Annotated in this window: 19 protein-coding genes; 8 read left to right on the forward strand and 11 right to left on the reverse strand. The window is 74.2% G+C overall.

Going from position 1 to position 21747, the window contains the following annotated elements; all coding sequences use genetic code 11:
- The first annotated feature begins 157 nt into the window (after positions 1–157).
- On the forward strand, positions 158–970 hold the full coding sequence (locus LG634_RS00710) for a TrmH family RNA methyltransferase (protein WP_226731552.1): 813 nt from the start codon (positions 158–160) through the stop codon (positions 968–970).
- A gap of 35 nt (positions 971–1005) precedes the next feature.
- Here the strand turns inward: LG634_RS00710 and paaN are convergent, their stop codons facing one another.
- Positions 1006–2688, reverse strand: a complete 1683-nt coding sequence (gene paaN, locus LG634_RS00715) for a phenylacetic acid degradation protein PaaN (RefSeq protein ID WP_226731553.1) — start codon at positions 2686–2688, stop codon at positions 1006–1008.
- A gap of 169 nt (positions 2689–2857) precedes the next feature.
- On the opposite strand from paaN, the gene LG634_RS00720 reads away from it, so the two are divergent.
- The 4 genes from LG634_RS00720 to LG634_RS00735 all read left to right on the forward strand — a co-directional run bounded on the left by LG634_RS00720 (position 2858) and on the right by LG634_RS00735 (position 7231).
- Entirely contained in the window at positions 2858–4393 is a 1536-nt protein-coding gene (locus LG634_RS00720; protein ID WP_226731554.1) for a 3-hydroxyacyl-CoA dehydrogenase, read from the forward strand.
- Positions 4390–4983, forward strand: coding sequence for a TetR/AcrR family transcriptional regulator (locus LG634_RS00725; RefSeq protein WP_226731555.1), 594 nt, complete (start codon positions 4390–4392; stop codon positions 4981–4983). Before LG634_RS00720 ends, LG634_RS00725 begins: the two co-directional genes overlap by 4 nt.
- A 344-nt stretch (positions 4984–5327) precedes the next feature.
- Positions 5328–6605 (forward strand): sensor histidine kinase, encoded by a 1278-nt coding sequence (locus tag LG634_RS00730; RefSeq protein WP_226731556.1) that lies wholly within the window; start codon positions 5328–5330, stop codon positions 6603–6605.
- On the forward strand, positions 6602–7231 hold the full coding sequence (locus tag LG634_RS00735) for a response regulator (protein WP_226731557.1): 630 nt from the start codon (positions 6602–6604) through the stop codon (positions 7229–7231). The genes LG634_RS00730 and LG634_RS00735 overlap by 4 nt, the downstream gene beginning before the upstream one ends.
- Positions 7232–7320: 89 nt before the next feature.
- Here LG634_RS00735 and LG634_RS00740 read toward each other — a convergent pair whose 3' ends face one another.
- Complete coding sequence (locus LG634_RS00740; protein WP_226731698.1) at positions 7321–7851, reverse strand: Lrp/AsnC family transcriptional regulator; 531 nt, start codon at positions 7849–7851, stop codon at positions 7321–7323.
- A 195-nt stretch (positions 7852–8046) separates the two neighbouring features.
- On the opposite strand from LG634_RS00740, the gene pdhA reads away from it, so the two are divergent.
- From pdhA to LG634_RS00755, 3 genes are read left to right on the forward strand one after another with little or no spacing between them, the layout of a single operon-like run.
- Positions 8047–9180 carry a pyruvate dehydrogenase (acetyl-transferring) E1 component subunit alpha gene (gene pdhA / locus LG634_RS00745; protein ID WP_226731699.1) on the forward strand — a complete coding sequence of 378 codons (1134 nt, stop codon included), beginning with the start codon at positions 8047–8049 and terminating at the stop codon, positions 9178–9180.
- Positions 9180–10181, forward strand: a complete 1002-nt coding sequence (locus tag LG634_RS00750; protein WP_226731558.1) for an alpha-ketoacid dehydrogenase subunit beta — start codon at positions 9180–9182, stop codon at positions 10179–10181. Before pdhA ends, LG634_RS00750 begins: the two co-directional genes overlap by 1 nt.
- Complete coding sequence (locus LG634_RS00755) at positions 10181–11503, forward strand: dihydrolipoamide acetyltransferase family protein (RefSeq protein ID WP_226731559.1); 1323 nt, start codon at positions 10181–10183, stop codon at positions 11501–11503. Before LG634_RS00750 ends, LG634_RS00755 begins: the two co-directional genes overlap by 1 nt.
- Before the next feature lie 53 nt (positions 11504–11556).
- Here the strand turns inward: LG634_RS00755 and LG634_RS00760 are convergent, their stop codons facing one another.
- From LG634_RS00760 to LG634_RS00800, 9 genes are all read right to left on the reverse strand, one after another.
- On the reverse strand, positions 11557–12534 hold the full coding sequence (locus tag LG634_RS00760) for an NAD(P)H-quinone oxidoreductase (protein ID WP_226731560.1): 978 nt from the start codon (positions 12532–12534) through the stop codon (positions 11557–11559).
- 29 nt (positions 12535–12563) lie between these two features.
- Complete coding sequence (locus LG634_RS00765; RefSeq protein WP_226731561.1) at positions 12564–13658, reverse strand: potassium channel family protein; 1095 nt, start codon at positions 13656–13658, stop codon at positions 12564–12566.
- Positions 13646–14977, reverse strand: a complete 1332-nt coding sequence (locus LG634_RS00770) for a molybdopterin molybdotransferase MoeA (protein ID WP_226731562.1) — start codon at positions 14975–14977, stop codon at positions 13646–13648. The genes LG634_RS00765 and LG634_RS00770 overlap by 13 nt, the downstream gene beginning before the upstream one ends.
- 65 nt (positions 14978–15042) lie before the next feature.
- Complete coding sequence (locus LG634_RS00775; RefSeq protein WP_226731563.1) at positions 15043–15870, reverse strand: NTP transferase domain-containing protein; 828 nt, start codon at positions 15868–15870, stop codon at positions 15043–15045.
- Between the two features lie 227 nt (positions 15871–16097).
- Complete coding sequence (locus tag LG634_RS00780) at positions 16098–16637, reverse strand: bacterial proteasome activator family protein (protein ID WP_226731564.1); 540 nt, start codon at positions 16635–16637, stop codon at positions 16098–16100.
- A gap of 170 nt (positions 16638–16807) precedes the next feature.
- Positions 16808–19639 (reverse strand): FtsX-like permease family protein, encoded by a 2832-nt coding sequence (locus tag LG634_RS00785; RefSeq protein ID WP_226731565.1) that lies wholly within the window; start codon positions 19637–19639, stop codon positions 16808–16810.
- Positions 19636–20400, reverse strand: a complete 765-nt coding sequence (locus tag LG634_RS00790; protein WP_226731566.1) for an ABC transporter ATP-binding protein — start codon at positions 20398–20400, stop codon at positions 19636–19638. The genes LG634_RS00785 and LG634_RS00790 overlap by 4 nt, the downstream gene beginning before the upstream one ends.
- 22 nt (positions 20401–20422) lie before the next feature.
- Entirely contained in the window at positions 20423–21082 is a 660-nt protein-coding gene (locus LG634_RS00795; protein ID WP_226731567.1) for a PadR family transcriptional regulator, read from the reverse strand.
- A gap of 189 nt (positions 21083–21271) precedes the next feature.
- Entirely contained in the window at positions 21272–21706 is a 435-nt protein-coding gene (locus LG634_RS00800) for a hypothetical protein (RefSeq protein WP_226731568.1), read from the reverse strand.
- Between the last annotated feature and the right edge of the window lie 41 nt (positions 21707–21747).

Genomic DNA, 21747 nt, shown 5'->3' on the forward strand with positions numbered 1-21747 from the left:
CCCGTCCGCCCGGTCCCGTCCGCCCGGTCCCGTCGGGGGACCTGTCCGGGGGCGTGCCTGGTTCCACTGCAAGCCGAGGGTAGTGCGGAGGAGGCCGCGCGGCGGGCTGCCGTCGCCGTTGCCCGGGGGGTCGGCCGGCGGCTCGTAGGGTGGGGGGATGAGCGAGCAGGGCGCAGCGCAGCGGCAGGGTGACGGGGAAGCGGTCGCACAGGCCGTGCTGGACTGGCGGCTGACCGCCGAGGAGGGCGCCGTCCTGCTGGACGGGTTCCACGCCCTCAAGCACGCGCTGCGGTTCGGTGCCGAGGTGCGGATCGGGATCTCCGACGACCGGGCCGGGCTGCTGCGGCTGGCCGACCAGCTGGCCTCGGACGTGGGCCCGGCCGTGTCGGAGGCGGTCCGGGAGGTGCCCACGCAGGTGCTCCACGAACTGCTGCTGAAGGTGCACCCGACCGGTGTGGCGGCGCTGGCCGCCCGCCGGGACCGGGCGGCGAACCTGGCCGCGCTGGCGCGGCTGCCGCGGCCGGCGCCGGTGGTGGTGCTCGACAACCCGCGGCACCTGGGGAACGTGGGTGCGGTGGTGCGGCTGGCCGCCGGCTTCGGGGCCACCGGGGTGGTGACCACAGGCGACCTCGACCCGTGGCACCCGAACGTGGTCCGGGCGGGCGCCGGGCTGCACTACGCCACGGCCGTGGAGCGGGTGACGCTCGACGGGCTGCCGCCGGGGCCGCTGTTCGCGCTGGACCCCGAGGGCGAGAGCATCCGTGCGTACACCCTGCCCGACGACGCGGTGCTCGCCTTCGGCTCGGAACGGCACGGCATCTCGCCGGAGCTGCGCGAACGCGCCGACCACCTGGTGTCGCTGCCGATGCGCCCGCAGGTCTCCAGCTACAACCTGGCCACCAGCGTGGCCATGGCCCTCTTCCACTGGGGAGGCCCGGCAACGGCAGTCCTGCCGCCGGACCTCCCCTGAACGAACCCGCCGCCGAGGCGGCCCTGGGGCCTGCCTTACGCCTGGCGGCGCACCTCGACCACGCGGAAGCGGTTGGCCACAAACGCCCCGTCGCACAGAGCGGCGTTGGCGGCCGGGTTGCCTCCGGAGCCGTGGAAGTCGGAGAAGGCTGCAGTCTGGTTCACGTACACGCCGCCCGTGAGGTTCAGCGAGAGCTGCGCGGACTCGTCCAGGCAGACCTGCTCGACGGCCCGCTCGGTGTCGGGCGAGGTGGTGTACGCGCCGACCGTCATCGCGCCCTTGTCGCGGACGGTGCGGCGGAGCAGGTCGAGGGCGTCGGCGGTGGAGTCCACGGCCACCGCGAAGGCGACCGGGCCGAAGCACTCGGACATGTAGGCGGCCGCGTCGTCCGGCTTGGCCGCGTCCAGCTTGACCAGGACCGGGGTGCGGACGACCGCGTCCGGGAACTCCGGGTTGGCCACGGTGCGCGAGGCCAGGGCGACCTCGCCGAGCCCGGCGGCGGCCTCCAGGCGCTCCTTGACGCCGGGGTTGACCAGTGCGCCGAGCAGGGCGTTGGCGCGGGCGTCGTCGCCGAGCAGCTTCTCCACCGACGTGGCGAGGTCCGCGACGACCTCGTCGAAGGTCTTGTGGCCGCCGTCGGTGGCGATGCCGTCGCGGGGGATCAGCAGGTTCTGCGGGGTGGTGCACATCTGGCCGCTGTACAGGGACAGCGAGAAGGCGAGGTTGGAGAGCATGCCGCGGTAGTCGTCGGTGGAGTCGACGACGACAGTGTTGACGCCGGCCTTCTCCGTGTAGACGAGGGCCTGGCGGGCGTTCTGCTCCAGCCAGTCGCCGAACTCGGTGGAGCCCGTGTAGTCGATGATCTTGATCTCGGGGCGCAGCGCCAGGGTCTTGGCGATGCCCTCGCCGGGCTGCTCGGCGGCGAGCGCGACCAGGTTCGGGTCGAAGCCGGCCTCGGCGAGCACCTCGCGGGCCACCTGCACGGTCAGGGCGAGCGGGAGCACGGCCCGCGGGTGCGCCTTGACGAGCACGGCGTTGCCGGTGGCGAGGGAGGCGAACAGGCCGGGGTAGCCGTTCCACGTCGGGAAGGTGTTGCAGCCGATGACGAGCGCGATGCCGCGCGGCACGGCGGTGAAGGTCTTGCCCAGGTTGAGCGGGTCCTTCTTGCCCTGCGGCTTGGACCAGTCGGCCTGGCCGGGTACCCGGGTCTGCTCCGCGTACGCGTACGCCACGGCCTCCAGGCCGCGGTCCTGGGCGTGCGGGCCGCCGGCCTGGAACGCCATCATGAACGCCTGGCCGCTGGTGTGCATGACGGCGTGCGCGAACTCGTGGGTGCGGGCGCCGATGCGGGCCAGGATCTCGATGCTGACGAGGGCGCGGACCTCCGGTCCGGCGTCCCGCCAGGCGGCCATGCCGGCCTTCATCGCGGGCAGCAGGACGTCCGGGTCCACGTGCGGGTACTCGACGGCGAGGGCCGGGCCGAACGGGGAGACCTCGCCGCCCGCCCAGCCGTCGGTGCCGGGCTGGCCGAGGTCGAGGCGGGTGCCGCGGACCGCTTCGTGGGCCGCCAGGCCGTCGGCCGGGGCGGTCTCGCCGTAGGCCTTGGGGTGCTCGGGGTGCGGCGACCAGTACGCCCGGCTGCGGATGGCCTCCAGCGCCTGGTCGAGGGTGGGCCGGTGCTTCTCGGTGAGCAGGGGGACGGTGAGCTCGGCGGCCATCAGGGACCAACTCCTCGTTGAGCCGGGCAGGATCGGGGCGGGGTTTCCGTACGGGATCAGGCGACTGCGGCGTCGGCAGAGCAGACTGGAGTTAGAGTAACCGAACGATCGGTCGGGACAAGAGGGCCTGCCGCTCCTTGTGGACAACTGATGCGAGAGGATCGGGGCCATGACAGGAATCGAGCGGTCCGGGACCGTCGCGGTCGTCGGAGCCGGAACCATGGGCCAGGGAATCGCCCAGGTGGCCCTCCTCGCAGGTCACAGCGTGCTGCTGTACGACGCCCGGGAGGGCGGCGCCGACCTGGGCGCGGCCGCGGTCGGCGACCGGGTCGCCCGGCTCGTCGCCAAGGGCCGGCTGGACGCGGCGGAGGCCGAGGCCGCGACGGCCCGCCTCACGGCCGTGCGGCAGCTCTCCGACCTGGCCCCGGCCGCCCTGGTGATCGAGGCGATCGTCGAGGACGTCCGGATCAAGCAGGAGCTGTTCGCGGCCCTCGAAGGGGTGGTTTCGCCGGACTGCGTGCTGGCCACCAACACCTCCAGCCTGTCGGTCACCGAGCTGGGCGCCCTGCTCAAGCACCCCGGCCGGTTCGTCGGCCTGCACTTCTTCAACCCGGCCCCGCTGCTGCCGCTGGTCGAGGTGGTCAGCGGCGCGGCCACCGACCCCGAGGCCGCGCGGACCGCGTACGACACCGTCGCCAGCTGGGGCAAGACCCCGGTGCGCTGCGCCGACACCCCCGGCTTCATCGTCAACCGGATCGCCCGCCCCTTCTACGCCGAGGCCTTCGCGGTGTACGAGGAGCAGGGCGCCGACCCGGCCACCATCGACGCCGTGCTCCGCGAGAGCGGCGGTTTCAAGATGGGCCCGTTCGAGCTGACCGACCTGATCGGCCAGGACGTCAACGAGGCCGTCACCCGGTCCGTGTGGGAGTCCTTCTTCCACAGCCCCAAGTTCCTGCCCTCGCTCGCCCAGCGCCGCCTGGTGCAGTCCGGCCGGCTGGGCCGCAAGGCGGGCCGCGGCTGGTACCCGTACGGCGACGGCGCGCAGGTCCCCGAGCCGCACACGGCCGGCCCGGAGGAGGCCCCCGCCGAGGTCACCGTCGTCGGCGACCTCGGACCGGCCGCGGACCTGGTGGAGCTGATGGAGGAGGCCGGGATCGCCGTCACGACGGCCCCCACCGGCGGCCCGTACATCCAGCTGCCCGGCGAGGGCCAGCTGGTGCCTGCCGACGGCAAGACCTCCGTCGAGTTCACCGACGTCGTCTACTTCGACCTCGCCCTCGACTACCGCGGCGCCACCCGCATCGCGCTGTCGGCCTCCGAGGACACCGACCCGCAGACCCTCGCCGAGGCCGTCGGACTGTTCCAGAAGCTCGGCAAGAAGGTCAGCATCATCGGCGACGTCCCCGGCATGATCGTCGCCCGTACGGTGGCCATGCTGATCGACCTGGCCGCCGACGCCGTCGCCAAGGGCACCGCCACCTTCGAGGACATCGACACCGCCATGCGGCTGGGCGTCAACTACCCCCTCGGCCCCGGCGCCTGGCACGACCGCCTCGGCCAGGACTGGGCGTACGACCTGCTGCACCACCTCGACGAGCGCTGCCCCGGCGGCCGGTACGCGCCCTCGCTGGCGCTGTTCCGGCTCGGGTACGCGGCCGGCGCCGACGAGACGGAGACCACCGACGACGGGGAGAGCGGCGCGTGACGACGGCCAGGCGGGACACCTACACCCCGGAGACGCTGCTCACGGTGGCGGTGGAGGTGTTCAACGAGCGCGGCTACGACGGCACGTCGATGGAGCACCTGTCGAAGGCGGCCGGAATCTCCAAGTCCTCGATCTACCACCACGTGGCGGGCAAGGAGGAGCTGCTGCGCCGGGCCGTCAGCCGGGCGCTCGACGGGCTCTTCGGGATCCTCGACGAGGCGGGTGCGGTCCGCGGCCGGGCCATCGAGCGGGTCGAGTACGTCACCCGGCGCACGGTCGAGGTGCTGGTCGCGGAACTGCCGTACGTGACGCTGCTGCTGCGGGTGCGCGGCAACACGCGCACCGAGCGCTGGGCGCTGGAGCGCCGCCGCGAGTTCGACCACCGGGTCGCCGACCTGCTGGGGGCCGCCCAGGCCGAGGGCGACCTGCGGGCCGACGCGGACATCCGGCTGGCCACCCGGCTGCTCTTCGGGATGGTGAACTCGCTGGTCGAGTGGTACCGGCCGCACCCCGGCTCGGGCCAGGACGCCGAGCAGGTCGCGGAGGCCGTCGTCGCTCTCGCGTTCGACGGCCTCCGGACCGCTCCCTGAGGGTGTGCCGTCACCGGGCCGACAGGCCTACGGGGTGCCCGACGGCACCGGTGACGGCACACCCGGGACCGCAGACCGCCCGACGGGGGTCCGGGCAGCCGGGGCCTCGTGGCGGGCGGCTCCCCTGAGGTCGCCCGACAGCCGGCCCTCCTGCGGTCAGGGCTGGGTGGAGGAGCAGTCGTGGCAGCCGTCGAACCGCGGGGTCCGCACACCGGTCTGCGCCACGGGCCCTCCTGGCTTGAAACAACTGTCCTGACATGTCCTTGACGTCGAGAAAGTAGCGAGTTCCACTGAGCCACCGGTACCCGCCCTTTCGGGGGGGTGTGTTCAGTGAAGAGGCTGTGGTGGCGGTGGGATCGGGGCTGCAGCGGGCACAGCGGTTCATGATCCTCGCGACGGCCCTGTACCGGGGCAGCCACCTCACGATGGGCGCGGTGGCCGCGGCGTACCGCACGAGCGGCTCGGGGCTGGTGGCCTGGGGGCTTTTCGCCGTCGCGGTCGCATCGAGCCTCGTGCTCTACGCGACGGCGCACGGGCGCGGCTGGTTCGCACGCCGCTGGGTGTGGACGGACGTGGTGCTGACCGGCTGCGTGCTGCCGCTCGTCGCGGTGGCCCTGGCCGGCGGCGGCACCGGCGACGGACCGCCGGCCGAACGGGCGAACGCCGCGGGCTACGGCTGGCTGTTCCTGCTCGGCGGCTCGTCGAGTGCCGCGGCCGGCACCGCGCTCGGCGTGCGCTGGGGAGCGGCCGCCGTCGGCCTGCTGCTCGCGACCCCGCTGGCGGCCGACCTGTGGATGGCCGGCACCTGGCAGCTGCCCGACCCCGGCACCCTGCGGCACCTCAACTCGGTCGCCGCCTCGGCCGTGATGTGCCGGGTCTTCTGGTGGTACCTGCGCCGCCAGGGCTCCCTGCTCGACGCGGCGGTGGCCAAGGCGGTCTCCGCCGAGGCCCAGCGGGCCCGGCAGGCCGAGCGGATGGCACACCACAGGGCCCTTCACGACACCGTGCTGGCGACGCTGACCACGATCGCCTCCGGCCAGATCGACGCCAACGCGCCGCAGGTCCGCGAGCGCTGCGCCCGGGAAGCCGCCTACCTGCGGCGGCTGGTGCAGGTCGAGGACCAGGCGGCGGACCCGGGGCCTGGGGAGGGGCCGGACATGAGAACGCAGACGGCGACGGGGGAACGGACGGCGGCGGAGGAGGTGTCCGTGACGGCCGCCCTGGAGGAGGCGGTGCGGTCCGCCGAATGCCTGGGGCTGAAGGTGACCGCCCAGTACCACGCGGTACCGGAGGTCCCCGGCCCGGTCGCGGCCGCGCTGGCCGCCGCGGTCACCGAGGCGCTGAACAACGTACGGCGGCACGCCGGGACCGGGCACGCCTACCTGACCGCCACCGGCACCGGACCCGACGGGGCCGTCCGGGTGACGGTCGTGGACCGCGGCGCCGGCTTCGACCCGGCCGCGGCACCGGCCGGCACCGGCGCGTCCGCGCCCGCCGGCACCTGCACGGGCACGGGGCTGCGCCGGTCCATCCACGTACGGCTCGCCGCGGCCGGCGGGCGCTCCGAGGTGGACAGCGCGCCCGGCGAGGGCACCCGGGTCGAACTGCGGTGGCCCGCATGATCACCGTGTCGCTCGTGGACGACGACCGGATGCTCCGCGAGGGCCTGCGCTCCTGGCTGGCCGGGGCGGACCGGCTGCGCCTGGTCGCCGCCGAGCCGACCGTGGACGCGCTGCTCGCGCTGCCCGGGCCGCCCGCCGAGGTGGTCCTGCTCGACCTGGTGCTGCGCGACGACTCGCGCGCCGAGGACAACGTACGAAGGCTCCGGGCGGCCGGCAGCCGGGTCCTGGTGGTCAGCACGGTCGCCGACCGGACCCGGATCGTGTCGGCGGTGGCGGCCGGGGCGGACGGCTACCTCACCAAGGACCACTCGCTGGAGACGCTGACCCACGCGGTCTGCACGATCGCCGGCGGCGGCACCGCGCACAGCGCCGAGCTGGCCTTCGCCTGGGCCTACGACGCCGGTCCGTGCCGTCCCCAGCTGGCCCCGCGCGAGCTGGAGGTGCTGCTCGACTACGCGTCGGGACTGACCCTCAAGGCGACCGCACGGCGCGCCGGGATCAGCGTGAACACGGCGAAGTGGTACCTCGACCGGGTGAAGGAGAAGTACCAGGAGGCCGGCCGGCCCACCTATACGAAGATCGACCTGGCGCGGCGGGTGGAGGAGGACGGACTGGGGCGGGTGTGAGGCCCCGGGCCGGTCCCGGACCCGGACCCGGACCCGGACCCGGTCGGACCCGGACCGGACCGGGTCCCGGCCCCGGTGAACCGTTTCGGTCAGCCGCCCGTGAACGGGTCCAGATCGGTCTCCTCGAAGACCAGCAGGGTGCGGGTCGACAGCACCTCGGGGATCGCCTGCAGCCGCGTCAGGACCAGCTCCCGCAGCGTCCGGTTGTCCGGCGTGTGCACCAGCAGCAGCACGTCGAAATCACCGCTGACCAGCGCGATGTGTGCGGCGCCCGGCAGCTCCTGGAGCTGCTCGCGCACGGTCCGCCAGGAGTTCTGCACGATCCGCAGCGTGATGTACGCGGACGCGCCCTGTCCGGCCCGCTCGTGGTTCACCCGGGCCGAGAACCCGCGGATCACCCCGTCGTCGATCAGCCGGTTGATCCGCGCGTACGCGTTCGCCCGGGAGACGTGCACCCGCTCGGCCACCGAGCGTATGGAGGCCCGCCCGTCGCTCTGCAGCATCTGGAGGATCGACCGGTCGATGGCGTCCAGCGGGCGCGGCGGAGCGACCGGAGCCGGGGCGTCCGGCGCGGGAACGGGCAGCGGAGCCTCCGGCCCGCTGCCCGCCGCCACGGCCATTTGTTCATCCGTCATGGCCCCCGGCCTCCCTGTCCTGGACGTCCTGCACCCATCTCAGGCCGTGGATTTCCGTTTGTCCACAGCCTGAAGCCGCCTGTAGCCAAAATGCGCCCACGACCGAACAATCGGTAGGTGAGGCGCCTCACACCCGTGCGCGCTGCCCTGCCCGCTTCCCACGAGGAGGTGTACGCCGCCATGACGGTCCAAGAGCTGCCCGGTGCCGGTGCGGACTACCGCCCCACCCCGCCGCCCGCCTGGAGGCCGCGCATCGACGCCGCGCCGCTGCTCCCGGATGCCGAGCCCCACCGGGTCCTCGGCACCCCGGCGGCGGACCGCCTCGACCCCGACCTGATGCGCCGGCTGTACGCGGAACTCGTCCGCGGCCGCCGGTACAACGCTCAGGCCACCGCACTGACCCGGCAGGGCCGACTGGCCGTCTATCCCTCCACCGTCGGACAGGAGGCGTGCGAGATCGCCGCCGCCGCCGTGCTGGAGGAGCAGGACTGGCTCTTCCCCAGCTACCGCGACACCCTCGCCGCGGTCGCCCGCGGCCTCGACCCCGTGCAGGCCCTCACCCTGCTGCGCGGCGACTGGCACACCGGCTACGACCCGCGCGAATGCCGGATCGCCCCGCTGAGCACCCCGCTCGCCACCCAGCTGCCGCACGCCGTCGGCCTCGCCCACGCGGCCCGCCTCAAGGGCGACGACGTGGTCGCACTCGCCATGATCGGCGACGGCGGCACCAGCGAGGGCGACTTCCACGAGGCGCTGAACTTCGCCGCCGTCTGGCAGGCCCCGGTGGTCTTCCTGGTCCAGAACAACGGCTTCGCGATCTCCGTGCCGCTCGCCAAGCAGACCGCGGCGCCCTCCCTGGCCCACAAGGCCGTCGGGTACGGCATGCCGGGCCGCCTCGTCGACGGCAACGACGTCGCCGCGATGCACGAGGTGCTGTCCGAGGCGGTCGCGAAGGCGCGCGCCGGCGGCGGCCCCACCCTCATCGAGGCCGTGACGTACCGCATGGAGGCGCACACCAACGCCGACGACGCGACCCGCTACCGCACCGACGCCGAGGTCGAGGCCTGGCGTGCGCACGACCCGATCCTCCTGCTGGAGCGCGAGTTGACGCAGCGCGGACACCTCGACGACGAGGGCATACAGGCGGCCCGCGACGCGGCCGACGCCATGGCGTCCGACCTCCGCGACGCGATGAACGCCGAGCCGGTGCTCGACCCGATGGACCTCTTCACGCACGTGTACGCGGAGCAGACCGGACAGCTCCGCGAGCAGGCCGCGCTGCTGCGCGCCGAGCTGGAAGCCGAGGAGCAGTGATGGCGACCGCCACCGCGGCCAAGCCCGCGACCATGGCCCAGGCCCTCAACCGGGCCCTGCGCGACGCCATGGCCGAGGACCCGACCGTCCACCTGATGGGCGAGGACGTCGGCACCCTCGGCGGCGTCTTCCGCATCACCGACGGCCTGGCCAAGGAGTTCGGCGAGGACCGCTGTACGGACACCCCGCTCGCGGAGGCCGGAATCCTCGGCACCGCAGTCGGCATGGCCATGTACGGGCTGCGCCCGGTGGTCGAGATGCAGTTCGACGCGTTCGCCTACCCGGCGTTCGAGCAGCTGTTCAGCCATGTCGCGAAGATGCGCAACCGGACCCGCGGCGCGATGCCGCTGCCGATCACCATCCGCGTGCCCTACGGCGGCGGCATCGGCGGCGTCGAGCACCACAGCGACTCCTCCGAGGCGTATTACATGGCCACCCCCGGCCTGCACGTCGTGACCCCGGCGACCGTCGAGGACGCATACGGCCTGATGCGGGCCTCGATCGCCTCCGACGACCCGGTGATCTTCATGGAGCCCAAGCGGCTCTACTGGTCCAAGGCCGACTGGAACCCGGAGGCGCCGACGGCCGTGGGCCCGATCGGCAGTGCGGCGGTGCGCCGCCAGGGCGCCAGTGCCACGCTGATCACGTACGGTCCGTCGGTGCCGGTCTGCCTGGAGGCGGCGGAGGCCGCCCGGGAGGAGGGCTGGGACCTGGAGGTCGTGGACCTGCGCTCGCTCGTGCCGTTCGACGAGGACACCGTCGCCGCGTCGGTCCGCCGGACCGGGCGTGCGGTGGTCGTGCACGAGTCGACCGGTTTCGGCGGCCCGGGCGGGGAGATAGCCGCCCGGATCACCGAGCGCTGCTTCCACCACCTGGAGGCCCCGGTGCTGCGCGTGGCGGGCTTCGACATCCCGTACCCGCCGCCGATGCTGGAGAAGCACCACCTGCCCGGCGTGGACCGCATCCTGGACGCGGTGGCCCGTCTCCAGTGGGAGAACTGATGCCCCAGGTCTTTGAGTTCAAGCTGCCCGACCTCGGCGAAGGCCTCACCGAGGCGGAGATCGTCCGCTGGCTGGTCGACGTCGGCGACGTGGTCGAGATCGACCAGCCGGTCGTCGAGGTCGAGACGGCCAAGGCGATGGTCGAGGTGCCCTGCCCGTACGGCGGGGTGGTGACCGCCCGCTTCGGCGAGGAGGGCACCGAACTGCCGGTCGGCGCACCGCTGATCACCGTGGCGGTGGGCGCCCCCGGCGCCGCCGAGGCCGAGGCCCCGGCCGAGTCCGGCTCGGGCAACGTCCTCGTCGGCTACGGCACGGACCACTCCCGCCCGGCCCGCCGCCGGCGCATCCGCCCGACGGGGGCGCCGGCCGCGCCTGCCCCGGCCGCTCCGGCACCCGCTGCTCCGGCGCCCGCACCGGTGGTGGCGGTCCCGGCCGCCGTCTCGGACGTGCTCGCCACGGCTCCCGTCGCGGTGATCTCCCCGCTGGTCCGCAAGCTGGCCCGGGACAACGGGATCGACCTGCGGGCCCTGTCCGGCAGCGGTCCCGAGGGCCTGATCATGCGGGCGGACGTCGAGGCGGCGCTGAAGGCGCCCGTCACGGCCCCGCAGCCGGCGGCCGCCGCCCCGGCCGCGGCCGGCGAGCGGATCCCGCTCAAGGGCCTGCGCGGTGCCGTCGCGGAGAAGCTGTCGCGCAGCCGCCGGGAGATCCCGGACGCCACCTGCTGGGTGGACGCCGACGCCACCGAGCTGATGGCCGCGCGCGCCGCCCTGAACGCGGTGGGCGGACCGAAGATCTCGGTGCTGGCGCTGCTGGCCCGGATCTGCACCGCGGCCCTGGCGAAGTACCCCGAGCTGAACTCCACGGTGGACCTCGCGGCCAACGAGATCGTCCGGCTGCCCGCCGTCCACCTGGGCTTCGCCGCCCAGACCGAGCGCGGCCTGGTCGTACCCGTGGTCCGCGACGCGCACACCATGAACCCGGAGGCGCTGTCCGCCGAGTTCGCCCGCCTCACGGACCTGGCCCGCACCGGCAAGCTCGCCCCCGCGGACCTGACCGGCGGCACCTTCACCCTGAACAACTACGGCGTCTTCGGAGTGGACGGCTCGACCCCGATCCTCAACCACCCCGAGGCCGCCATGCTGGGGGTCGGCCGCATCGTCCCCAAGCCGTGGGTCCACGAAGGCGAGCTGGCCGTCCGCCAGGTCGTCCAGCTCTCCTTCACCTTCGACCACCGGGTCTGCGACGGCGGCACCGCGGGCGGTTTCCTCCGCCACGTGGCGGACTGCATAGAGAACCCGGCAGTCCTGCTGCGCACGCTGTGATCCTGCTGCCCGGCCGCGCAGTTTCCTGCCCGGCCGGGCGGCATCCAGACCCGTCAGCGCGCCAGCAGCACCTTCCCCACGTGCGCACTGGCCTCGACGATCCGGTGCGCCTCGGCCGCCTCGGCAAACGGCAACACCTCATGCACCACCGGCCGCACCCGCCCCGCCTCGACCAGCGGCCACACGTGCTCCCGCACAGCCCCCACGATGGCCGCCTTCTCCTCCAGCGGACGGGCCCGCAGCGTCGTCGCGGTGATCGCCGCCCGCTTGGCCAGCAGCGCCGCCAGATCGATCTCGCCCCTGCGCCCGCCCTGCAGCCCGATGATCGCGAGCCGCCCGTTCCGCGCCAGCGCCTTCACGTTCCGGTCGAGGTACTTCGCTCCGATGATGTCGAGGATGACGTCGGCCCCGGCCCCGCCGGTCGCCGCCCGCACCTCCTCGACGAAGTCCTGCTCCCGGTAGTCGATGAGGACGTCCGCCCCCAACTCCGCGCAGCGCGCCAGCTTCTCCTTGCCGCCGGCGGTGACCAGCACCCGCGCCCCGACCGCCTTCGCCAGCTGGACGGCCATCGTCCCGATCCCGCTGGCCCCGCCGTGCACCAGGAACGTCTCCCCCGGCCGCAGGTGCGCGATCATGAACACGTTCGACCAGACCGTGCAGGCCACCTCCGGCAGCGCGGCCGCCTCGACCAGGCCGACCCCCGCCGGCACCGGCAGCAGCTGCCCCGCCGGCACCACGACCTGCTCCGCATAGCCGCCGCCCACCAGCAGCGCGCACACCTCGTCGCCCACGGCCCACCCGGTGACCCCCGGGCCCAGCGCCGTGATGCGCCCCGAGCACTCCAGACCCGGGTACGGGGACGTGCCGGGCGGCGGGTCGTAGAAGCCCTGCCGCTGGAGCAGGTCGGCGCGGTTCACGGCGCTCGCCGCGACCTCCACCAGGACTTCACCGTCACCGGGCACCGGATCGGGGACCTCCGCCCACACCAGGGCCTCCGGGCCACCGGGCTGGGGAATCGTGATCGCATGCATGGCCCGGAGCGTACGCGAGCGGTGAAGGCCTACTCGGCCGCCGGTCCGAGCGTTGCCGCGGGCGGGGCCGCCCGTACGATCACGATCACACGGTCCGTCAACTGGAGCTTGCCCAGGTGGGCATCGTCGTACGGGATCAGCCGGTGGCCGCGGACCACGCTGACCACGAGGTCGTCGATCTCCCGCACCCCGCGGCCCGCCTCCGCCTTGGTGACCGGCCGCTCCAACATGTCGAGCCCGCTGCCCTGCTGGATCAGGTCCTCCATGACCGCGCCCGCGCTGGGGCTCAGCACGGACAGGCCCAGCAGCCGGCCGGCGGCGCTGGCGCTGGTGATGACGGCGTCGGCGCCCGACTGCCGCAGCAGTGGGGCGTTCTCCTCCTCGCGGACCGCCGCCACGATCTTCGCCCCGCGGTTGAGCTGGCGGGCCGTCAGCGTGACCAGGACCGCGGTGTCGTCGCGCTGGGTGGCGATGATGACCTGACGGGCCTTCTGGAGCTCGGCGCGCAGCAGGACATCGGAGCGGGTGGCATCGCCGACGACGCCGGTGAACCCCTCCGCGTTGGCCACGTCGATGACCTTGGAGCTCGGGTCGACGATGACCACGGACTCCTTCTTCAGCCCGGTCGCCAGCAGCGTCTGGAGCGCCGAACGCCCCTTGGTGCCGAAGCCGACGACGACGGTGTGTTCCCGCAACTGGTTCCTCCAGCGGTTCAGCCGCCACTCCTCCCGGGTCCGCTCGGTGAGGACCTCCAGGGTGGTGCCGACCAGGATGATCAGGAACAGCACCCTGAGGGGAGTGATCAGCAGGATGTTCATCAGACGTGCACTGTCGCTGTACGGGACGATGTCGCCGTATCCGGTCGTCGACAGGGTCACCGTGGCGTAGTAGACGCAGTCGAGGAAGTCGACCTTCTCGTTCGCGTTGTCGTGGTAGCCCTCGCGGTCGAGCCAGACGATCAGCACGGTCGCGAAGAGCACCATCAGCGCCAGCAGCAGCCGCTTGGTGACCTGCCGGAGCGGCCGTTCGACCACCCGCTTGGGGAGTTTGACCCGCCGGGAGGCAAGGCTTTCGTCGGCCTGTCGGGCCATCGCGTCATGTCCGGGCAGTTTCACGTGAAACATCCTCCCGCTGCCCAGGGCAGTTCGAGAACCTCCAGTTCCTGCCCGGCCCGTGCCCCGTGCGGCGGTACGACGGCCAGCGCGTCCGCGGCGGCGATCCCGCGGAGCATCGCGGGTCCGTGGTAGCGCAGCGGTACGGCGTACTCGGCGTGCAGGGTCACCGGGACCAGCCGGGTGTCGTGCGGGTGGCCCTGGACCTCCTCGCGGACCGGGAGCGTGTACCGGGGCCGGGGTGCCAGGCCCGCGCGGACCCGCAGCAGCGGCTCGGCGAGGGTGAGCAGCCCGGAGACGGCGGCCAGCGGGTTGCCGGGCAGCCCGACCAGGTGCCTGCCGGGGCCCAGCCGGGCCAGCAGCATCGGGTGTCCGGGCCGTACGGCCACGCCGTCCACGAGGAGTTCGGCGCCCGTCCGGGCCAGCACGGGGTGGACGTGGTCCACGGGGCCGGAGGCGGTGCCGCCGGTGGTGACGACCAGGTCGGCGGTGGAGCGGGTGACGGCCCGGTGCAGGGCGTCGGCGTCGTCGCCGAGCCGGCGGGTGGCCACGGTCTCGGCGCCCAGCGCGGCCAGCCAGGGGCCGATCATCGGGCCGAGGGCGTCGCGGATCAGGCCCTCGTGCGGCAGCCCTTCGGCGAGGAGCTCGTCACCGAGGACGAGGATCTCGACGCGCGGCCGCGGCAGCACCTCCAGCTCGTCGTACCCGGCGGCGGCGGCCAGACCGAGGACGGCGGGGGTGACGGGCGTGCCGGCGGGCAGCAGCCGGTCGCCGGAACGGCACTCCTGGCCGCGCGGCCGGATGTCCTGGCCGGTGAGGACCGCCCGGTCGGCGTACAGCCGGCCCTTGGCGTCGGTACGGGCGTGCTCGCTGCGGATGACGGCGGTGGTGTCGGCGGGGACCCTGGCGCCGGTGGCGATCCGCACGGCCTCCCCGTCGGCCAGCGGCACGGTCCGGGCGCCGCCGGCGAGCACCTGACCGCCGTCCTGGACCGTCCACGGCCCGGGGCCGGCTACGGCCCAGCCGTCCATGGCGGAGGTGTCGAAGGACGGCAGGTCGGTCAGGGCCGACAGCGGGGCGGCGAGCACCCGGCCGAGGGCCTTGGCCAGGGGGGCCCGGGCGGGCGCGGCCGGGTCGGTGGCACCGGCCAGCGCGGCGGTCCGCCGGGCCTCGGGCCAGGCGGCCGCCCGGTGCACCGCGGCGGCCGGGGCGGGCCGGACCTCGGCCGGGCCCGGGCCGAGCAGGGCCAGCGCCTCCAGGACGGCGGACTCGGCGGTCCCGCCGGGTTCGGCCGGGCCCGGGGCGGGCCCGGCGGGGTTCACGACCGGCATGGGGTTCTCCGTGTCCTGGGCGGTTCGGTGGCCTCGGGGTGCTGCGTCCCGGCCCGGCGGGGGGTTCATCCCGAGCCGGGCCCGGACTCGGCGGCCCAGCGGTTGGCGAGGGCGGCTGCCTTGCGGGTGGCCTCCTCCAGGGACAGGCCGCCCTGGGCCGCTGCGTAGCCCACCAGGAAGGTGGTCAGCGGGGCGGCGGGGCGGGCGACGCCGTGCGCGGCGTCGCGGGCGAGGTCGAGCAGGGCGGGGATGTCGACGTCGAGGTCGATGCCGAGCTCGTTCTTGACTGCGGTGATCCATTCGTCCAGCACGTGTCCATGCTCTCTGATCCGGGCGCGGGCGGCGGCGAGATCTTCCCAGGTGTCGCAGTCGAAGGACGCCAGCGGACTGCCGGCCGCGGTGCGGTCCAGCTCCAGGCCCTCGACGAGCAGTCGCAGCGGGAGGCCGTACAGGGTGCCGTGTTCGGCGGCGATCAGGGCGAGTTCGCGGCGCAGCGGCTCGGCCCGGTAGGCGGCGACCAGCGGCTGGTCGCGGCCGTCCGCGTCGGTGAGCAGGACGGCTTCGCGGTGCAGGGCGCCGAGCAGGGTGTGGACGGTGCCGGGGCCGAGGAACGGCAGGTCGGCGGAGAGCACCAGCACCCGGTCGGCGGTGACGCGGCGCAGCCCGGCGTCGAGGGCGGCGAGCGGGCCGCCGCCGGGCGGCTCCTCGCGGGTCCAGTCCACGGGCCGGGCGGTGGCCCGGCGGCCGCCGACGACGACGGTGGTGGCGGCGTCCCGGCAGGCGTCGAGCACCCGGTCGAGCAGGGCGCGGCCGCCGACGCTCAGCCCTGGCTTGTCGGCCCCGCCGAGCCGCCGGGCCGCGCCGCCGGCCAGCACGATCGCGTCGTAGGTCATGGCACGAGTATGCGTCCCCCATCCGGCTTCCCCGGGAGGCCACTTAGCCCGTCTTTACCGCCGGCTGCGCGCACCGTCCCGCCCGTGCCCCCGGCGCCCCTCCCGGAGAAGCCCCGGAAGCAGCCCGGGCCGCATCCCCGGAAACACCCCCGGAAACGCCCCCGGGCCGGCACCCGCCCCTTCGGCGGACACCGGCCCGGTGATGTGTTGCGCGCGTGCGGCAGCGGTTACAGGTACGGCCCCGAGCGGACCGGGCCGTGCCCGTGCCCGTCCTCGTCGTCGTGCCCGGCGCCGGGCGGCAGGGCCCGGCGCATCTGCTCCAGCTGGGCCCGCGCGGCCATCTGCTGCGCGAACAGGGCGGTCTGGATGCCGTGGAACAGGCCTTCCAGCCAGCCGACCAACTGCGCCTGGGCGATCCTGAGTTCCGCTTCGGACGGGATCGCCTCGTCCGTGAACGGGAGCGACAGCCGCTCCAGTTCCTCGACGAGCTCGGGAGCGAGCCCGTCCTCCAGCTCCTTCACGGAGCTGGCGTGGATGTCCTTGAGCCGGACCCGGCTGGCCTCGTCGAGAGGAGCCGCTCGGACTTCTTCCAGAAGCTGCTTGATCATGCTGCCGATCCGCATGACCTTGGCGGGCTGTTCGACCATCTCCGTCACCGGGACCTCGCGCGACTCGTCATCGGCGCCGCCGACCGCCATCCCGTCCTGGCCCACGATCAGAACCTGCGGGGGGCTGTCCTGCGACCGTTCACTCCTCGGCATCTCCATGCCGCCATTCTCTCGCACACCGTCGTCAAGAGACGGTGTGCCCCCGTGCGGGTGTGATCCACCCTGCACGGGGGCACCGATCGTGCGCCGGTCGCGCCGGAGCGTGCCCGGGAGCGCCCTACGCCCGCCCTACGCCCGCCCCGGACCGCCCCGGCCGGCCGGGGGTGCCGTCAGGCGGCCGCCCGGCGGGCCATGGCCCCGCTGGAGCGGGTCACCAGGGCCGCGAGCACCGCCGCGCCCACCGGGACCGCCACGAGCAGCAGTCCGAGGGTGCCCCAGGGCACCACGACCGGCACGTACGGGACCTGCAGCCCCTGCGCGTAGCCGTTGTCGGTGGCCTCCCGGAACCATTCCATCTGCTCGCGACGCTCGTTCAGCCGCAGGCCGAACGCCGGCAGTATGCCCGCGGCGGAGCCGAGCAGCACGCCCATCGCGGCGACCACACCGCACTGGAAGCCGCTCAGGGTGCGGCGTACCCGCGGGGGTGCGCCGACGGCCGCGAGGGTCTTCAGGTCGGCCTCGGCGTCGGCCTGGGCCAGCCCGGTCGCGATGCCGGCCGCACCGATCGTCACGAGCCCGGCGAACAGCGCCAGGGCCAGCAGGATCAGGCTGTTCTCGCTGGTGTAGCCGTTCTCGACGTAGAACTCCGGGTCGGCGCCCATCTTGTCGAACGCGCCGTCCAGACGCTGCCGTTCGACCGACGAGGGGCTGCGCTCCAGCGTGAAGTACGAGCCCTGCGGCACGGTCTTGTAGCCGGCGGCCTTCGCCGTCGCCGGGGGCAGGATCAGCTTCACGCCCCAGGACTTGGCGTCCAGCGCCTCGTACACCGCGTACGTCCGGCGCTCGCCCGGCGGCTCCTGCCGCTTCGACCGGGCCTGGTCGACCCGTTCCATGTCGGTGATCTTCAGGAGGGTGACCTTGCCGTCCTTGACGGCCTTCCGCTCGAAGGCGACCGGCGTGCCCGCCTTCAGGGCGCGCACCGCCCCCGGGTCCTCGATGCCCAGGACGGCCAGCAGCTTCTCGTCGGCGACGGCCACCTCGTGCTGCGCCCAGCCGCCCATGGACATGCAGCGCCAGTCGTCGTTGAACTTCTTGCGCTCGGCCTTGGTGAAGGACTCGGGGCCGCCCTCGCTCTCCCACAGCGGGCACTCCTGCCCCTTGGGGACGAGGACTTCGACGTTCCCGCAGCCCTCGCGGCCGGTGTAGCGGTCGCAGTCGGGGCGGCCGACGGCGATCCGGTCGACGTCGGCGCGGACGCCCACCGGGAGTTCCTTGGAGACGGCCTCCCGGACGGCCGGGATCTCGCGGACGTCGGTGGAGTCCTGGGACATCGCCTTGCCGGTGCCGGCGGGCAGTTCGGCGGTGTAGGCGGCCCGGTGCTCGACGTCCCGGCTCTCCTGGTAGGTGGCCACGGCGACGGTGCCGGCGACGGCGGCGAGCACGGCGGCCACGGCGGGGGCGGTACGGGCCCGGTTGCGGACGGCGTCGCGCAGCGCGAGCCGCGGCGACAGCGGCAGCAGCCGGCCGAGCCGGCCGAACGCGCCGACCAGGACCGGGGTCAGGGCCACGATGCCCAGTTCGGCGACGGCGCTGCCGGCCGCGACCACGCTGAAGCCCAGCCCGGTGGTGGTGCCGTACAGGGCGAGGGCGGTGCCCAGGGCGATGGCGATCAGGCCGATGACGGGCAGCACCCGGCCGGCCTTGCGGACGCCGCGGCGGCCGGTGAGCGAGGCGAGGACGGACTGGCGGGAGGCGGTGACGGCGGGCGCGATCGCGGCCAGCAGGCCGGTCAGGACGGCGAGGGCGCCGATGCCCAGGAGTTCCAGCGGCCGGACGTCGAAGTCGGGCCAGCGGGTGCCCATGTACTGCTCCAGCACCGACCGCAGTCCGAGGGTGAGGGCGATTCCCAGCGCGGTGCCGATGACGGCCGCGGCGGTGCCGATGACCAGGCCGCCGGAGAGCACGATCGCCCGGATGTGCTTGCGGTCGCCGCCGTTGGCGCCGACCAGGCCGAGCTGGCGGCGCGAGCGGCGGGCGCCGACCGCGAAGGCGGGCCCGGCCAGCAGGCAGATCTCCAGCATGGCGAGGCCGACGATGGTGGCCGCGGCGGCCAGGTCGGCGGTCCGGCTGAGCGCGCTTTCCTGCCAGCTCCTGTTCTCCTGCCGGTAGTACGGCACCTCGGAGTCGGCGGGCGGGTCGAGGACGACGGAGCGCGAGGTGACCAGGAAGCCCTTGGCGTTGGCCGCCTGGACCATGTTCCACGTGAAACCGCCGTCGATGCCGACGAAGTTGTTGGTGCTGGTGCCAGGCCTGCTCAGGCCGGCGGCGACGAGCGCCTTGCCGAGCGGGGCGTGGAAGCTGCCGGCCGGGGCGATCAGCGCGCTGGTCTTCAGGTCGCCGGGCATTTCGTACGCGCCGGTGATGGTGAACGGCCGGTCCAGCCCGCGGGCCACCACCTTGGAGCCGACGTACAGGCCGGACTCCTCCAGGAAGGCGGTGCTCGCGGCGACCTCGCCGGCCTTCTGCGCGAAGCGGCCGCGGTCGAGCGTGACCAGCCCCTTGACCAGCGGGTCGGTGGGGTCGAACTCGCTGACGGCGGCGTTGAGCAGGCCGTGCCGGGTGCGCAGCTTGGCGTCGGACACGACCTCTTCGACCAGCCGGGCGCCGGGCGGCAGCGCCGCCTTCGCCGATGCCGGGGTGGCCTTGTCCGGGGTCCAGTCGTCGTTGTAGCCGCCGACCGGGGCGAAGTTGTCGGCCCGCGGGTCCTGGTAGAGCGGCCCGGCGGAGGTGCCGGTGAGCCGGGCATCGGCCGCGCCGAGGGCGCGGTCCAGCATCTGCACGGTGGACGGTTCGGCGCTGCGCAGGGTCAGGCTCAGGCCGCTGACGCCGACGATCGGCAGCGCGATCATGGCGAGGACCAGCAGGCTGCGGCCCTTGGCGCGCCAGGCGTCGCGGCGGGCTATCCGGATCGCGGCGATCCAGGAGTGGTACCAGGAGTTCACCGGCCGCCCGCCCGCCCGGAGAGCAGCGAGTCGGGCTCGGTGCGCAGGGTCTCGTCGACGACGCGGCCGTCGCGCAGGAACACGACGCGGTCCGCCCAGGCGGCGAACCGGGGCTCGTGGGTGACGAGGATGCCGGCGGCGCCCGCGTCGCAGCGGGCCCGCAGCAGACCGAGGACGGATTCGCCGGTCTCGGAGTCCAGGGCGCCGGTCGGCTCGTCGGCGAGCACCAGGCGGCGGTTGCCGACCAGGGCGCGGGCGATGGCCACGCGCTGCTGCTGGCCGCCGGACATCTCGTCGGGGAACCGGTCGGCGAGCTGCGGCAGGTTCATCTCCTCCAGTGCGGCGAGCGCCTGGACGCGGGCCTTGCGGGCGGAGGTGCCGTCGAGTTCGAGGGGCAGGGCGACGTTCTCGGCGGCGGTCAGGGCCGGGATCAGGTTGTAGTCCTGGAAGACGTAGCCGATGGAGCGCCTGCGCAGGGCGGCCAGCTGCTTGCGGCTCGCGGTGGTGATGTCGGTGCCCTCGACGAGCACCCGTCCGCCGGTGGGGGTGTCGAGGCCGCCGGCGAGGGTGAGCAGGGTGGACTTGCCGGATCCGGACGGGCCCATGACGGCGACCAGCTCGCCGGGGTGGACGGCCAGGTCGATGCCGCGCAGCGCGTGCACCTCGGTGGCGCCGCTGCCGTGCACGCGGCTGAGCTGCTGCAGCTCCAGTACGGGCGCGGCGGGCGGGTCGAAGACCTGGGCCTGGTGAGGGTGGTGCATGAGGGTTCCCCCCTGGGACGGATCAGCCGCGCCGGCTGCGGGCAGCGCGCGGGGCGGCGGCCGGGCGGGCCGGCGCGGTGGTCGGAGCGGCGGTCGGAGCGGCCTGGGGCGGTGCGGTCGGGGCTCCCCGTTCGGCCAGGACGGAGAGCCGCACCAGCCGGGATTCGGAGTGGTCGAGCCACCGCGCCTCGGCCTCGGTCTGGAAGATGAGCTGTTCGAGGACGAGCAGCCAGGCCACGTCGTCGCGTTCGCGGGCCTGCCCGCTCTCGATGGCGGTGAGGGCCTGGGCCTTGAGCCGGGTGTAGTCCTGCATGGCGCGGATGGTCGCCGCGCGCTGGGCCTGGATGACGGCGCGGATGTCCACGCCGGGTGCCCCGATGGCCATCGCCAGTTTGATGGCGAGTTCGTCGCGGGGCGGGTTGGTGCGCTCGACGGGGCGTTCGTACCAGGCGCGCAGCTCGGTACGGCCGTCCTCCGTGATCGCGTACAGGGTGTGGCCGGCCTCGTCGGTCCCGTCGGGGGAGACCAGGCCGTCGCGCTCCAGCCGGGCGAGGGTCGTGTAGACCTGCCCGACGTTGAGCGGCCAGGTGGAGCCGGTGCGGGATTCGAATTCGGTACGCAGCTGGGAGCCGTACCGGGGACCTCGCTCCAGCAGGGCGAGGAGTCCGTGGCGGATCGACATACTCAGTATGTATACCGAGTATGTTCCTCTGCACAAGCGGCTTCCGGCGTACGCCGGAAGGGGGATGCGGGGGTGCGGGTCGGACCGCAGGGGGACGGAGCGGGTGCAAAAGCCCTGTTCAGCGGCTTGTTGGCGGCGGTCGGCGGCGGTCGGGACAGTCGGCCGCGGTCGGCGGCTGTCGGTGGGACGTCAGCGGCGAAGCCGCATGCCCAGGAAGCCCAGCCCGAGCCCCATCAGGGCCAGTCCCGCGCCCAGCGGCATGAGATGTGCGGCGATGTCCGCGAGCCGCTCGCTCTGGTCGCCCGCGAGGGGCCGCGGTGCCGCCTGAACGGCGCTCGGCGTGGGTGGCGGCACCGGTTCCGGGACGGCGGCGGGCGGTTCCTCGCGGACGGCCGGCACCGGCGCCGGCCGCTCGGCCGCCGCCTCGGCGGCCCGCCCGGGCCGGGCCCGCCCCACCCCGGCCGCACTCCCCGCCAGCTCGCGCTCGGCCGGGTCGCCGGTGGACGTCACGGCCGCGGTCACGGCGGGCGTCAGTCCGCTCTGCGCGGCCCCGGGAGGCAGCAGTACGACACCTGCGCAGGCGATCCCGACCGCCCAGCCCGGCGCGCGGAAGCGTGAACTCACGGGAAGCCCCTCCCGTCCCGGCCGACGCGATGTCAGGCTCA

Source organism: Streptomyces bambusae, assembly GCF_020532645.1.
In the GTDB taxonomy this organism is placed as follows: domain Bacteria; phylum Actinomycetota; class Actinomycetes; order Streptomycetales; family Streptomycetaceae; genus Streptomyces; species Streptomyces bambusae.